The 14,237-nt window shown below is 32.1% G+C and carries 15 protein-coding genes; 3 read left to right on the forward strand and 12 right to left on the reverse strand.

Annotated elements, in window-relative coordinates:
- Positions 1-10: 10 nt before the first annotated feature.
- The gene (locus tag JR347_RS06285) at positions 11-418 is read left to right on the forward strand and encodes a VOC family protein (protein WP_205723198.1); all 408 of its coding nucleotides are present in this window, start codon (positions 11-13) and stop codon (positions 416-418) included.
- Between the two features lie 401 nt (positions 419-819).
- Here the strand turns inward: JR347_RS06285 and JR347_RS06290 are convergent, their stop codons facing one another.
- The 4 genes from JR347_RS06290 to JR347_RS06305 all read right to left on the reverse strand — a co-directional run bounded on the left by JR347_RS06290 (position 820) and on the right by JR347_RS06305 (position 5,526).
- The gene (locus tag JR347_RS06290) at positions 820-1,599 is read right to left on the reverse strand and encodes a hypothetical protein (protein WP_205723199.1); all 780 of its coding nucleotides are present in this window, start codon (positions 1,597-1,599) and stop codon (positions 820-822) included.
- Between the two features lie 21 nt (positions 1,600-1,620).
- A complete protein-coding gene (locus tag JR347_RS06295) occupies positions 1,621-2,133 on the reverse strand; it encodes a GNAT family N-acetyltransferase (protein ID WP_205723200.1) in 513 nt (170 codons plus the stop codon).
- 32 nt (positions 2,134-2,165) lie between these two features.
- Entirely contained in the window at positions 2,166-3,050 is an 885-nt protein-coding gene (locus tag JR347_RS06300; protein WP_205723201.1) for a hypothetical protein, read from the reverse strand.
- Between the two features lie 133 nt (positions 3,051-3,183).
- Positions 3,184-5,526, reverse strand: a complete 2,343-nt coding sequence (locus tag JR347_RS06305; protein ID WP_205723202.1) for an ABC transporter permease — start codon at positions 5,524-5,526, stop codon at positions 3,184-3,186.
- A 178-nt stretch (positions 5,527-5,704) separates the two neighbouring features.
- Between JR347_RS06305 and JR347_RS06310 the strand changes: the two genes are divergently transcribed.
- Both JR347_RS06310 and JR347_RS06315 read left to right on the forward strand, forming a co-directional pair.
- Complete coding sequence (locus JR347_RS06310; RefSeq protein WP_205723203.1) at positions 5,705-6,268, forward strand: TlpA family protein disulfide reductase; 564 nt, start codon at positions 5,705-5,707, stop codon at positions 6,266-6,268.
- Between the two features lie 66 nt (positions 6,269-6,334).
- Positions 6,335-7,138 (forward strand): arylamine N-acetyltransferase family protein, encoded by an 804-nt coding sequence (locus JR347_RS06315; RefSeq protein WP_205723204.1) that lies wholly within the window; start codon positions 6,335-6,337, stop codon positions 7,136-7,138.
- Between the two features lie 22 nt (positions 7,139-7,160).
- On the opposite strand, the gene JR347_RS06320 is transcribed toward JR347_RS06315, so the two are convergent.
- From JR347_RS06320 to JR347_RS06355, 8 genes are all read right to left on the reverse strand, one after another.
- On the reverse strand, positions 7,161-7,538 hold the full coding sequence (locus tag JR347_RS06320; RefSeq protein WP_205723205.1) for a VOC family protein: 378 nt from the start codon (positions 7,536-7,538) through the stop codon (positions 7,161-7,163).
- A gap of 270 nt (positions 7,539-7,808) precedes the next feature.
- Positions 7,809-8,474, reverse strand: a complete 666-nt coding sequence (locus JR347_RS06325; RefSeq protein ID WP_205723206.1) for a hypothetical protein — start codon at positions 8,472-8,474, stop codon at positions 7,809-7,811.
- A gap of 226 nt (positions 8,475-8,700) precedes the next feature.
- On the reverse strand, positions 8,701-9,456 hold the full coding sequence (locus JR347_RS06330) for an MBL fold metallo-hydrolase (protein WP_205723207.1): 756 nt from the start codon (positions 9,454-9,456) through the stop codon (positions 8,701-8,703).
- 48 nt (positions 9,457-9,504) lie between these two features.
- Positions 9,505-9,918: a hypothetical protein gene (locus JR347_RS06335; RefSeq protein ID WP_205723208.1), complete on the reverse strand. Its 414-nt coding sequence runs from the start codon at positions 9,916-9,918 to the stop codon at positions 9,505-9,507.
- A gap of 127 nt (positions 9,919-10,045) precedes the next feature.
- Entirely contained in the window at positions 10,046-11,137 is a 1,092-nt protein-coding gene (locus tag JR347_RS06340) for a hypothetical protein (RefSeq protein ID WP_205723209.1), read from the reverse strand.
- A gap of 93 nt (positions 11,138-11,230) precedes the next feature.
- Entirely contained in the window at positions 11,231-12,094 is an 864-nt protein-coding gene (locus JR347_RS06345) for a helix-turn-helix transcriptional regulator (protein ID WP_205723210.1), read from the reverse strand.
- 110 nt (positions 12,095-12,204) lie between these two features.
- A complete protein-coding gene (locus tag JR347_RS06350) occupies positions 12,205-12,786 on the reverse strand; it encodes a type 1 glutamine amidotransferase family protein (protein ID WP_205723211.1) in 582 nt (193 codons plus the stop codon).
- 133 nt (positions 12,787-12,919) lie between these two features.
- Entirely contained in the window at positions 12,920-14,134 is a 1,215-nt protein-coding gene (locus JR347_RS06355; RefSeq protein WP_205723212.1) for a site-specific integrase, read from the reverse strand.
- Positions 14,135-14,237 lie beyond the last annotated feature (103 nt).

The following is a 14,237-nucleotide window of genomic DNA, read 5'->3' on the forward strand; positions in this document are numbered from 1 at the left end:
AATATGTGTTATGAAGTTAGGCTTAAGCATGGTAACATTAGGAGTAAGAGATTTGCGAGCCTCCATAAAATTTTATCATGAAGGGTTAGGACTACCCATTCTAGAGTCTCCTCCGGGAGCGGCATTATTACAACTCAATGGCAAGTGGATTGAAATTTCAATTGTAAGCCACATTGTTCAAGAGGCAGGAATGAAACCTGATTGCTCAGGTTATAGTGGTATTAATTTGACCTATACTGTTTCATCTGAACAGAGAGTTTTTGAAATCTTAAGTAGAGCCAAAGAAGCAGGGGGAGATTTGGTAAAAAAAGCACACAAAGCAGAATGGGGTGGTTGTCATGGTTATTTTATGGACTTAGATAAACACTTGTGGGAAGTAGTTTATAATCCATTTAATTGGCTTGGCGGTAAAGGTTAGAGAATAGAAATGCTTGATTAATTTGTAACAGGCCAAAGGGATTCAGGTTTAGAGTTTACAATGGCCGACTCTTTGCGATCTTCAAGTTCAGAAAAGAAATCGTAACCTGTTACTTTTTTTAAATATCTTGGATTCGCTAAACCAAATCACTTTAAATTTTAACGAATTTTGTCAAATTAGTTGTTAGTGTTTGCGTTATGACTAATTCGCACAACTCATCTCAACCAATAAGGTAGTGTTAATTCATTAATTTAAACTACTAAAGAGCAAATAATAATCTTGTGTGGGATTAAAAAATATTCTTGTTTTTTTTCTTAGACTTCAGCAAAATTACATAGCTAACCAATGCCGGTGCACCTACGACTCATACCATTATGTTTCAAATTCTTCATTTTGTGATATTATTTTAACTTACTTACTACGCCACCATCTTCGCCAATGAAGTGAATCCCGGCATTACCACTCTTCTCTACAAACAACTTCATTCTAACTCTCCCTTCACCATCATACAAGTTAATTACAGCATCATCTTGTTCATTTTTCTCTATAGAAACGCGAGACTTTAGTTGCCATATTTCTTCAAATCGTTTGGGGTTACTTTTTTTAAATTCTGAGATCTTGTTGGCTAGGATATCCTCACTGTCGTTTGGAGACACACCCATTTCACTTAGTGCATCCAGAATGTGTATTTGTGGTCGCTGGTGTATGTAAAATCCTGTGCGAGAGATAGAATCGTTTTTGATAAAATGACTAACTGTTACAACCTCATCCTGATGGTTACCGTCAAATGCTAAATGCCTTATCCCTTGTTGCCATTCCGAATTAAGACTATTTGAAAACGCCATTCCACCTACTTCATCACCCTCACCGTCAAAAAATATGATGTTTGGGGTATTTCTATTTGACACTCCCTTAAGTTCAATATTGTCGAATGTTGGGTTTGGAGAAGTCTGAGAGTTTGATAAACTTATGGCCAATTTATCATCATTCTCTATGATATCAACTCTCTGAGCCTTAATATAGCTGATGTTTAATGTGTCCTGATTATTGAGTGATTTATATCCACTATTGGAAGCACCACCAAGACCTAAATAAACTAAAATGCCAGCTAGTACCGCTGTATTTACAATTGAATATATTTTTAACCAATTCAGTTGTCTTGTGATTCTTTTTAATTCCATTTTAATTTTTATTTATTGAATTTACCAGGGTAATCCGTTAAGATCTATCAATTCAGGATTTTCATAGTGAGAGTTTGAAAGCAACATTGTATTTGCTGCCCAAAGCTTTTTACCAGTAGGTTGGCTAAAGTAAACAGGACAATCAACCTTATACCAGTTTAATTTTTGATAGTACGGAATAAGTGTGTCAGCACAAAGTAGTAGCCCGAATTTGCTCCTTAGTTCATCAAAAATAAAGTGCTGGGTATCCTTAAGTAGTCTGGCAGAAAAACCTTTACCTCTATACTTTTTAAGTGTAATTACATTGTTGACTCCTGCTACCTTCACCTTCTCATCATCCATGATAACTTCCCTTTCAATAATATTATAAAAGGCGGCTAAAGTCTCGTTTTGAGAATAAATTATAGTCCAATCGGGAATTGCCCATTGTGTATTCTTTACTAAAGGAATATGACCAAATTCAGCATCGATGATTTCATTCAGATTCAGTACAGTATCATTATCCAACTTTTTATACTCTATAATGTCTATCATTTTGAGGGATTCAATTTATTAAAGTGCTACTACTATTTTGAATCTCCCATTTTAGGGATTTCAGGAAAAGGATAGAGTTCATCAATATCAAAACCACCAGCATTAAATGAGACAATTTCAAAAGTGTGAACCGATTTTTTATCCACATTGTCAAATGGATAAACCTCGATTTTTTGTGGTAAAATGATTCTGTCTTTGTACTCAACGTAGTTACTATAAACTGCAGTTCCGTAAAAATTACTCGGTGTCCACATAAAATTATCTCTGATAGTATAAGTGGTACGCTCAACTCTTCCAGTATCGGCATTTATATAAACAATATATTGGTCATGCTCATTAGGTGTTAGTGTTTCCCATGTCACAAATACCTTGTGATATGTGTGTTGATCAATAATTTCCTCCCCCATGTATGTTACTATGTCTGCATTTAAAAGTCTCGCTGGTAATTCCAAAAAATATTGCATGGTAGGAATAATGAATTCAATATCATCATCTTCGATTTTAACTGGAGAATTGCCTAACTCATATTTATAGAGTTGCCATGACTGAATTCCGTAGGTATGATTTTTTAATTCCCCTTCTAGCCAAGTTACCTGGCTATCGAATGTATTAAACACCATTCTAAACTCACAAAGGGCGCCATTATCACCTGGCCATGGGTTAATATCCATCATATATTGTTTATTCCACTTATCAGATGCCTTTAAAGAATAAACTTTGTATTCGTTGAGCTTCATTAAATTTTGATTGTCGATTGCATGCATTAATAATGACTTGCCCTTGTTTACATTTTCCAATGAAATACCATTCTGTTGCAGGTCATTGTTTCTTAAATCTTTGGGACTGCAACCTAAAAGCAAGGAAAATAATAAGAGGAAATATATTCGGTCGATTGAACTTTCTAAAAAGGTATACATCTGTTCAGTAAAATATGTTACTAAACAATTTTATTAAATGAATTCATAAGAATATTGATAATTAGCGCCAATATGGCATTCTCAAAATTGTTTTATAGTCAATTTTAGTCAGTCAATAGAATAGTACTAAACTTTAGTGGTGGCGAATTGCTTCGATGGGGTTAATACAACCACCTTTATACGATGTATACGCCACGGTGATAATTGCTGCAATAAGTATTGTTGTAGATGACAATATAACCAAACCAAAATCAATGCTGACCCGATACTCAAAGCTTTGTAACCATTGATTCATAGTATAGACAGATAGTACAATACCAATACAAATGGCTATGAATATCATTTTTAAAAATATGATCAAGAATAGTAAGACGATATCACTTGTACTGGCTCCAAATGTTTTCCTTATTCCTATTTCACCTTTTCTTTCGTGCACAAAATATGCCGCTAAACCGAACAAACCCATGCAAGAAATTAATATTGAAATTACAGTGAAGAAAATAAGCGTTTTAGATAAAGATTTTTCTTTGCTTAACAGCTGACCAAAGCGCTCTTCAAGAAATTCAAATTCCAACTGCTCAGCTATTCCATAAATACTCCATGCAGAAGATAACTGGTCTATCACATGTTTTGGATTAGTTATAAACCTAGCAGATAATGACCTGCCTTGAGTATTATACATAAGTACTACAGGTTGAGGTTCGTCATAGAATGATTGAAATACAAAATCTGATACGACACCCACTACATGATAACCTTCTTTTAAATTAGTACCTAGTGGATTACTTAGACTCATTGCTCTTACGGCAGACTCATTTAGAATAACACTAAGCGAATCGGATTTAATATCACTATTAAAATTTCTGCCTTTCTGAAGATGTAAACCGAACACTTCAATAAAATTTTCATCTGCTTCAAAAATTTCAAATGGCTCATCAATTTCCATTTCATTACTTTTAAAAGTGCTTATTAAAGAGCTCTTATCACCCGGCACACGAGTATGTTTTGTAGTCAATTGTATCGAAGAATTATTATTAAGTCTATTAATAAAGTCATCTGTTTTAGAGCCAAGCTGATTTAAATTTTCAATCACAATAACTCCATTTTGATTTATCCCAAGATCTCCGTTTTTCAAATGATTAAGCTGCTTGTAAACAACAAGAGATCCAATAATTAAGCTCACAGAGACTGCAAATTGAACAACTACTAGAATATTTTGAAAAAGCCTGTCCCCCCTCCCTTGATCACTATTTTTTAAAATTAATGCTAGGTTTAATTTACTCATATATAGTGCCGGATAAACACCTGTCAGAACGCCTACTAAAAGGCTTAACAATACATATATAAGAATTTGAAAAACATTATTAAAAAGGCCTGAATTTAACTTTTCACCAGTATATGCTTCTAGCATTAATGAAAATAATACTGCAAGAAAAAAACCAATAACCATGGAGAAGGTACTCGTAAGAAAAGACTCTGTTAAAAATTGCTTAACAATTCCATACCTGGAAGTTCCAAGTGTTTTTCTGATACAAATTTCTTTAGATCTTCTTATTGACTGAGCAGTACTAAGATTAATATAATTTATTGAAGCAATAACTATGAGTAATATGGAGACGAAAGTAAATATTCTAACATTCGATAAATTCCCCCCTGCTTTCATTTCAAATTTCATTGCAGGTGCCAAGTGTATATCCGTTAGTGGCAGTATGTGAAAGGAATAATTAGTTTGCCATTTGCTGTAAGGAATATTATCCTGGAAAAATGGATAAACTATATGTTTTTTGATTAATTCTAAACGATTTTCTAGGTCTGAAAGGTAATGATCCTTCTTCAACTTCACGTAAATAAAAGGGTTCGCAGATGTCCATTTTATATTGTTTGAAACCTCTTTATAAAACCAAATTTTACTCGCAAAATGACTATTTGGTTCATCGTTTACTACTCCGGTTATGTAATAAGTTTTGTCAGTGCTATGAAGTTTAATCTCGCGTCCAATAACTGAGTCAATTCCAAAATATTTAATTGCTAAACTTTTTGTTAGTATAACTGAGTTTGATTTTAAAAAAGAGGTTTTAGAGTTACCATGAATGAAATCAAATGAAAAAAGATCAAAGAAAGATGAGTCTGAAAAATAAACATCTTCTTTAAAATTATTGCCATTAACCTCAAGTTGATCATCAAACCAAGAAAATAAAGGAGCAACTTGATTCAACTCTGTCGAATTACTACGAAGTTCATTTACAAGCGCTTCTGGTCCTCTTGCAAAAATATCTGAGTTAAAATAGCTAACAGAAATACGGTAGATTCTTGAATGACCTTCAAATTGTTTGTCATAATTGAGTTCTTGCCAAACCCAATTACCAATTACAAAACTGCTCCCTAAACCAATTGCAAGGCCGATTACGTTTATTAAAGTAAAGAGTATTCTTTTTTTTAAGCCTCTACTAGCGATTTTAATAAAATTCTTTATCACGCCTCTATTCTTTTCATGATGAACAAAATGAGCTTACAATTATAAAAAATGAAATATTTAATCTATTGATGTTTTATGCCAGCACTTTCTTTTTATAGTTATTGGCATAAAATAACAATCATTATAAAATATAAATATTCACTTTAACCCTATCCATATAATATCCAAAAACAACCAATTGAAAAATTTTATGAAGACATCAATGCTTTTCCTTTCTTTTACATTCTTTATTTTCTTCTTTCAAACAAATAGTACTGCTCAAGAAATTGTATTTGAACGGGATGATTCGGGGAACCCAATTTTAGATCAACAGTTTGTAGATACTGTAATCAACAAAACCAAATTCAAAAAAATAGATGGTGAAACTTTGACCCTAAGGGATTTTAAGGGCAAAGTTGTAGTTATAGACTTTTGGCAAACATGGTGCGGACCATGCATTATAGCATTTAAAGGATTACAAGACGCAAAATTGAAATATCCTGACAAGTTAGAAATAATAGCTGCATCACCTGAATGGGCAGATAAAGAAGGAAAAATTAAAAGATTTATAAAAAAGAATAACTATTCTTTCCAGTTTATCTGGGCAGGTGAATTGGAGAGGATTTTATCATTAAAATCTATTCCATATAAAATAATTATTGATGAAAATGGTAATTTAATCACTACAAAGTCTGACTCTGGCGGACAAAAAGAAGAGTTTCTTTTGATAGAAAAGATATTGACAAATCATTCTGGTCGTTGAATAAAATTGGACTACATCAATAATATAGTAATTGAATACCCACTTCAAAATCAAATTTGATAACAAATGACTACTAATTCCATTAGTCAATACTTAGAAAGGATTGGGCTCCATGACTCAAAAACTGGCTTAGAGTCTCTGATAGAGCTCCAACAACATCATATAGAAAATATACCCTTTGAAAACCTAGATGTTGTAGTTGGAAGAGAAATTGACCTTGATCGATCATATTTATATGATAAAATTATACATAGAGGAAGAGGGGGGTACTGCTTTGAATTAAATCTACTTTACGCTGATTTGCTAGCAGCACTTGGGTTTACAATACAACCTGTATTGGGAAGAGTATGGCTGCGTAATCCTCCCAATAGACCCCCGCGAAATCATTTGGCTCATTTGGTTAAAGTGAATAGCGACCTTTATATTACTGATGTTGGATTTGGGGGTTTAGCACCAAGAATTCCTCTAAACATTCATGATACATCCGTCAAAAATGATAATGATGGTGAGATAAGAATACAGTCCTTAATAAATGGTGAGCTTATGATTCAAAGACGAACCGATAATGGCTGGGCAAACCAATATAGCTTTGAGCTTGCTGAAATAAGTGAAGATGACATACAAATTTCAAACTTTTATATGTCTAGAAACCCTGCATCACACTTTTACAAAGATAGATTCTTAGGTAAATTTAATGCTCACGGCCGAATTGGACTTTTTAATAATAAATTCTCAAAGAGGGATGGTATTAATGTGGTATCTACAGAAGTTGTTAATTATGGTGATGATTGGATTGAAAAACTGAGAAGAGAATTCAATATCGAGTTAGATTTCTCAAAGGATGAATATAATATTTTATTCGAGCGATGATACAATCTAAATTTTCGTCATTCTAATTAATTCTCCATGTCGGATTGAGTCTGTTTTTACCTCCATAAAATAATATTAATTGATTACCATCAGGATCTTTAAGCCGTGACTCTCGCCATAGCCATCCTTTATCAATTGGGGCTTCGTCAAACTGTATTCCTTTTTTAACTAGTTCATTTACTTTCTGATCAATCTCTTGGATTTCAAAATAAATTGAAACACCTGAATTTGAGATAAGTTCTTCCACTTTATGTAAAGAAAAGCTGCTGTCACCATCCGGACATTCAAATCTCGCATAATTAGGTAAAGCGTCAACAATTAGGTTGAAACCCAATTTTTTATAGAATTTTACTGACTTATCAAGGTCTTTAGATGGAAGCGTTACTTGATTTAGATTCATACAAGATCAATTTCTTCGATTTATTAGGACAATAATATTTTATTTTAACCCAAGTTGATTGATAATAAGTGCCAATGTAAACCGGAACATATTATATGACAAGTATCATAGAATTTAACGTGGTTAGGTCTCATTTATGCTATAAATTAATATTGAATTCACTTCAATAATCAACTACCAATGTCCGGAAAGGTGCTTAGACAAATCAATCATAAGTCCAATTGATGAATCGCAGGGTTTTGAAAATTTAAACTTGAAAAGTTTGATGAATTAAGACTTAAATCTGTCATTCAATTTCTTGATATAATCTTTCTTATTTATGAGATTATTCAAGTCTGTCTCAAATGTTTTTGTTTCATTCAGATTAGGAAAAGAGAGTTTTTTATTTGCTATTGAATTTGAAATCAAAACATTAAAATAATTGAATATCAATATTAATTTCTCTAGAAAATTTGTCTCAGTGATTTTAAAACCAATTCTTTGAGCTGTGTTATTATTCATGATGTAGCTTGTTCCGCGGATTTTAAATTCATCATCATTAGTAGCTTCATGCTCTTCAATTAATTTCAAAAGCCCTTCCAAGTATTGTTGAATGATAAAAGTTTTTCTTTGTTTTCCATTCATATCGAAGTCAATGACAAAGACATAGTCAAACAATGTTCCACCATGTATTTTAATCATACCATTTTTAGGTTTTTCTGTAATAAAGAGTGGCGAATAGTAAATTAACCTACCACTCTTTTTTAAAGCTGGAGTATCAAAGAAAGGTGCAATTATGGATAACGTTATCGGGAAGATTAAAATCGTAAATAAATAGATTCCTGTTATCCAAGAAATTAATAGAGTTGTCAGAATAATTATTAATGAAACAAAAGCAATTAAAAATTGAATCTGAGTTTGTTCCTTTTTGGACTTTAAATAAAATCTATGGCTCAAATTAGTCCTTTAATTATTTCTAATGATGCGGTTCGCAAGGTTCCCCAGAATTATCCAAAATTATACAAGACTTGAATCAAAACCAATAAGCTGGTTTCTATACTCATATAAGGCTTGATTTAAAAGGGGCGATGCAATCTAATTAGGTTTAATTTTTTAAAGTAATTTGAACATCTTAATATGATCAATTGGATTTTGGAGCATGCTCTTTGTTAACTATTTTCTTTCAACCGATTTGTTCAAACTCACTGGGGTCGTGATAACCGAAGTATTGAATTTTATCACCGTATTTTTTAACTATTTCCAGGACTTTATTTAAACTTTCTTTTCTTAATTCATTGTCCACTGCCGCAATAGTTGCCAATTGGCCAACAGGATGATTTTTATTTGTTAATTCAGCTCGGTAATAATAAGCGTCCCCAATGTAAAAAGTCCATTTGCCATTTTCTATAAAAGCTATTCCACAATGGCCATTGGTATGTCCAAATAGCGGAATTAAGTAGAAAAGTGTTTTAAAACCTAAATTCAATTTTCGGGCAGGTAATCCAAATAATTCAGAATCGTTATTTTTATAAAGTTGCATTTCCGGATCATGAGATAATTGTCTGGTGATATACCTAGGATGACCTGACTTAAAGCTCTCATATTCTTCTAGTGAAGTATGGATTTTAGCATTTGGGAAATCTATTAATCCTCCAATATGGTCTGGGTCAAGATGTGAGCAGATAATATTTTCGACCTGATCAGGTTTGTATCCTAACTTCTCAATTTGTTTAACTGCAGTAATATTTTCGTCAAATATATAGCCTGTTATTTCAACTAATTCTTTACCAAGTAATGCGTTAGGATTTTTTGTCTCGTTAATTCCTATTCCTGCATCAATTAAAATTAGTCTCCCATTTTCATTTAATAACATACAATGTCCAATTGCAGGACCAAATGGTGAGTCTATTGTAACACAATTTAAATGATGAATTTTCATTATTAGAGTTGTAATTTTTGTCTTGTACTGGGAGATTTTTACCTTCTTTTAATCAAAAGGAACTAGGTCTGGTTGTAAGAATTCTTTTTTTGCTTTTTCAAAATGGTAAATATCAAAGCTATAATGACAATCTATCAATTCTTTGAAATTATATTTTAAACGAGGAAATTCAGTTATAAAGTCTTTGAAATTGTCTGAATTGGATTTAAGTATAAAATGATATACAGCTTCAATTGCTGCTAATGTCAATGTGATATTGTATTTGTCTTTCGCTCCAAAAAACTCCACATATTTTCGTAACTGATGTTGGATATTTATTTCAGCTTGCTTAATTCCATATTTGTTGATATTAATCCACGCTAACCTCAGGTGAGCTTCGTGAGAAAAGTCCGATGGATTTAATTCACACCTATTGAATTTATTTTCAAAATCGGAATCCGAAAGATTAAAATGCAGTTCCATATAATTCTATTTATAATTTTATTCCTTAAACATTTTGCATGCCGTTCCAGCAAAAGATTAATGCTTTGCAATCAGCTTTCACATTAATTTCATGCTTACTTTAATCGCCTATTTTAGGCTTATTGAATTAATTTAATACTATTGTTTTGGCTAAATTAATACCTAGGTAATAACCATTAGATGATGAGAAGTCGGTTGTAATTCCATTAATATCTAAGGCTTCAAGTTTTCTATTCGTACCATAACCACCTATAAATTGAATGACAGTATTATCTTCTGGTCGTACCGTCAACTCTGCCTGTACTTTATTCTGGTATTGACTAATCTGTTTAAGATCAATGTCATTTGTAAAATCAACAGCTTCATTGGGTGTGTATAGTCCGTCATATCCTTCTCGAAGGTACCTAAAAGTGAAATCGAATTTACTACTTATATTTTTTCTGATGGCTGCAGTAGTATTAATGTCTTCACCATCCATCAGCGAATGTATAACTATGTCAAAACCTGCGGGGGCACTCCATTCAATGCCAGCACCTGGTACACCTAGCATTAATGTAAAAAATTTATTTGGGCTCCAATTAAAGGCTAAAGAAGGCTTTACATCCCAATAAGAGTCTCCATTTTGATCCCAACCTATTCCAAAAAGCCCTCCAGCAGTAATAGATGTTTTAGTATTAATGTTATATCTAACTGTCATGAATTGGGCTAAAAAATTTCCTTCTTTTTTCATGAAATAATCATTGGCACCCTTAAATCTAAACTCAATTATGTGCAAGTATGTCCATCGCTCATTTGGATAAAATGTTAAAATTGATTGGCCAAATAAATTATTGACTGCTAATTCATCATCTGTTTCGACAGCAACATACTGGTATCTATCTAAATAGAAGGGAATAATGTATGTCCACTTTTTAGAATTATGGACTGGTACAAATCCTTTGGTTCGAACGTCAACAGCGCCATCTTCATATGCAATTACTTCAGTACTTACCATTTGCTCGTAAAGCCTCATGTCTCTTCGTAAAAAAAAGTAGCTAAAGTCACTATTATAAGTAGGGAACAAGCGTGTGTCTATGGTATTGGGGCGATCGGCCTTTTGTGCATAAATTAATGGGCTAAATAACATTATGACAAAAAACATTTCTCTCCTAAAATGTCTACAATTTCTTTGCTTAAATAGTGAAGGACTTTCTTTATCGAAACGAAATACGCTAATCATTGTGAATTGGGTTGGTTATTTTCTTTTCACAAATAACTGGGGTATTAATCCTATAAATTTATTGAAAATGGAGTATAATTTATCAAATCGGGATTAACCGCGAAGATTACTAGGCCGATAACCGAATTTTTTAAGAAACGCATTCGAAAAAGAGCCTAGACTAGAATAGCCTACCAACAATGCAGCCTCTTGAATAGAATATCCGCGATTAATAATATAATGGTGTGCTTTTTCTAATCTCTTGTGTAGAATGTATTGGTAAACAGGCATCCCAAATAACTCTTTAAATCCAGACTTGAGTTTAAATTCATTTAAAAGCGACTGGCGAGCTAAACTATTTAAAGTAAGAGGCGCTTCTAAATCGCTTAAGATTAACTCTCTTACATAGTAAATTTTTTCAATATCACTTTTAGATAGTTTTGAAGATTTCTTGGCATCGAATTCAATCCTATTGAAATAGGCAAACATTAATTCATTAATCTGACTTTCTATAAAAAGATTTTGGACAATCCCAGTGTACTTATTCGGCTGAAAAATATTTGACATCGCGGTGTCCATTTCCAAGCTAGAGGCAAAGTTTTTACCCTGAATAAAGGGTGCATCAGGAGTTACTAGATTTTTAAAATAATGCTGGAAATGTATTTCTTGACCATCGATAAGTTCAAGTAGTTTCTCAGGAGGAAGAAATATGGTGATTTTTTCTAAATCTGAATTTGACAATACATGGTGTGTAACGTTTGCTTCATTGCTAATATAAAATGAAGAAGCTATTCCACTTTTTTTATGTGAGGTTTGAGTCTTACTCCCATTTTTAATATCAATTAATACATCACCCTTTTTATAAAAGACAAAACCTATTAAGCTTTTTTCTACTGTGGGTTTTATAGTTTGATGCTCAGATAAGTCTTTAAGACTTTCCTTAATTACAAAATATTCGTTTATATAAAATGACTGCATCTGGCTAATAAAGCATCGATTTTTGTAAGGTGTAATTTATAATTTAGTCGGGTTGTATCCTAAAGAGCATAAATTAAGAATACAACTAAAGCTAGAACACTATTGCTCAATCACTCTGACCATTCTCCATTTTTAAATAGTTTAAACCATTTTTCTATTTTTTCTTCACTATGCAAATCAACTTTTTTAAAAACTTCACGAGCAAATTCAATCGGCCCAATCCCATTGGCAGTAATTAAATTTTGATCTGTAACAGCTAATTCATCCACATAATTATTCGCACCATTGTATTCCTTTGCAAAATTTTGAAGATAAAATAAAGCGTTACTCGTATGATTTAAATTGTTTAGATAGCCTTTACGCGCTAGGTAGGTTGTTGCACCGCAAATGGCCCCTATAGTTTTGTTTTCAGTATGTAGTTTTTCGGTTAATTCATCAATTCCAGTTATAGAATTATCTTCCCACGCAGCACCCCCAGGAAGGATAAGCAACGATATTTGATCTGGGGTTACCTGTTCAATAGAATAATCAGGCATGATAGTCAGTCCTCCCATTGATTTTATTGGTTTGCCATCTACTGAGAAATACTTTAAGTCTATTTTTTCACTTGTTTGTAGTTCAGGTGTTAGGTAGGAGATTTCCCAATCGGAAAAGCCAGTAAAAAGAAAAATGTAAACGCTTATTTGATCCATATTTTAATTTTTTATTCTTTCGATAGTGAAAGTTGATGTTTAAAGTTTAGGAGGATTGATGATTCCATTATTTAAAAAGAATAATATTCAATTCAGGTAAAAATATTATTTTAAAATCTGATATTTTGAAATATTAAAAATCCACAACACTATCCAGTGCATCATCAGCATCCTTGTGAATAAAATTTGCTTGATAATTTAAAGTAGTTTTTAAGTCAAAATGTCTATACAATTTCTGCAACATTAAAGGATGAATTTTGTCACCGGCTATATTTCCAAATGTATGCCTAGCAATGTGATTGGATAGCTTTTTGTCTATATTCGCCTGATCTGCTATTCGTTTTAGATATTTGTTCATTAAACGAGCCGCGTTTCTGGATTTCCTAAAAACATCTCTCGGATCGTTTAAGTTAGCATTATTCAAATAATGAAATAGATATCCTTTATTTTCATAACCTCTATATAAATCCAGAATTTTGCCTGCTTTTTCTGGAATTTTTAGAGAAACTGGTTTTTCATTCTTATTCATAATGTAATAGACCCTATTATCTTTAAAATCCGACCATTTCATTTCCACCACGTCACTGATTCGAATTCCTGCAAAATAGAAAGAAAATAGCCATACATTTCTTGAGTGCCAAATAGTGCTATTTGGTTCTAAATCGAGACTTTCTATTTTCTCAACTTCTTCTCTTGTTAGGCCAATTTTATTACCAGAACTTATTTTTATTTGCACTTTTTCTTTACCAAAAGGATAGTATTTTTTATCAACAATTCCTTCTTTGATAGCTCGATTGAACAGTGTTCTTATAAAGATTAGATGATTGGTTGTTGTTCTGTTTTCATGCTTAAGGACTGTTTTACTGTAGTGAGCAAATTTTTCTATATATGATACTGTGATTTGTCTGAAACTCAGATCATCTGATTTATTGAATTCTTTAATGTTTTTGACTCGTGTTTCTTCTGGTTGAACTACTGAGAAAGTACCTCTTTCTTTATATTCTTGAAATCTCAATTCTGCCAATTCAAAAAAAGATAGTTGCTTGCCTGATCGTTTGATTTTTTCTTTGAGTTCACTGGCTGATTTATTCTCTTCGTTAATCTCATCTTCGTATATTAAATCAGTTGCTTCTCTTAATTTATTCTCTAATATTTTATTGAGTCTATTATAATTTGGATGACCATTTTTTAACCGTCCCTTATTAGAATCCCAATGCTTTTCAAGAGCATATTTCTTGAAGAAAATATATCTTACTTTTCTATTCTGAGTGATTCTTATTGCGATGGGGAAAGAGCCATCTTTTAAAGGCTTTTTGTCTTTTCTTAAAACAAGTTTAGCTGTTGCCATATGTAAAGGGTAAACAATAGGGTAAATAAATATTGAATTATGATAATTTCTATTAGTTTCAAATATATCTAAAATGAGATATTAATTTTAATATATAACATTT

This window comes from Fulvivirga lutea (assembly GCF_017068455.1).
Classification (GTDB): Bacteria; Bacteroidota; Bacteroidia; order Cytophagales; family Cyclobacteriaceae; genus Fulvivirga; species Fulvivirga lutea.

Bases quoted from the DNA above. Each gene is read 5' to 3' on its own strand.
- JR347_RS06315 (WP_205723204.1), top strand. From the start codon at position 6,335: ATGACTACTAATTCCATTAGTCAATACTTAGAAAGGATTGGGCTCCAT.
- JR347_RS06340 (WP_205723209.1), bottom strand. From the start codon at position 11,137: ATGATTAGCGTATTTCGTTTCGATAAAGAAAGTCCTTCACTATTTAAG.
- JR347_RS06330 (WP_205723207.1), bottom strand. From the start codon at position 9,456: ATGAAAATTCATCATTTAAATTGTGTTACAATAGACTCACCATTTGGT.
- JR347_RS06345 (WP_205723210.1), bottom strand. From the start codon at position 12,094: ATGCAGTCATTTTATATAAACGAATATTTTGTAATTAAGGAAAGTCTT.
- JR347_RS06335 (WP_205723208.1), bottom strand. From the start codon at position 9,918: ATGGAACTGCATTTTAATCTTTCGGATTCCGATTTTGAAAATAAATTC.
- JR347_RS06320 (WP_205723205.1), bottom strand. From the start codon at position 7,538: ATGAATCTAAATCAAGTAACGCTTCCATCTAAAGACCTTGATAAGTCA.
- JR347_RS06300 (WP_205723201.1), bottom strand. From the start codon at position 3,050: ATGTATACCTTTTTAGAAAGTTCAATCGACCGAATATATTTCCTCTTA.
- JR347_RS06285 (WP_205723198.1), top strand. From the start codon at position 11: ATGAAGTTAGGCTTAAGCATGGTAACATTAGGAGTAAGAGATTTGCGA.
- JR347_RS06290 (WP_205723199.1), bottom strand. From the start codon at position 1,599: ATGGAATTAAAAAGAATCACAAGACAACTGAATTGGTTAAAAATATAT.
- JR347_RS06350 (WP_205723211.1), bottom strand. From the start codon at position 12,786: ATGGATCAAATAAGCGTTTACATTTTTCTTTTTACTGGCTTTTCCGAT.
- JR347_RS06295 (WP_205723200.1), bottom strand. From the start codon at position 2,133: ATGATAGACATTATAGAGTATAAAAAGTTGGATAATGATACTGTACTG.
- JR347_RS06355 (WP_205723212.1), bottom strand. From the start codon at position 14,134: ATGGCAACAGCTAAACTTGTTTTAAGAAAAGACAAAAAGCCTTTAAAA.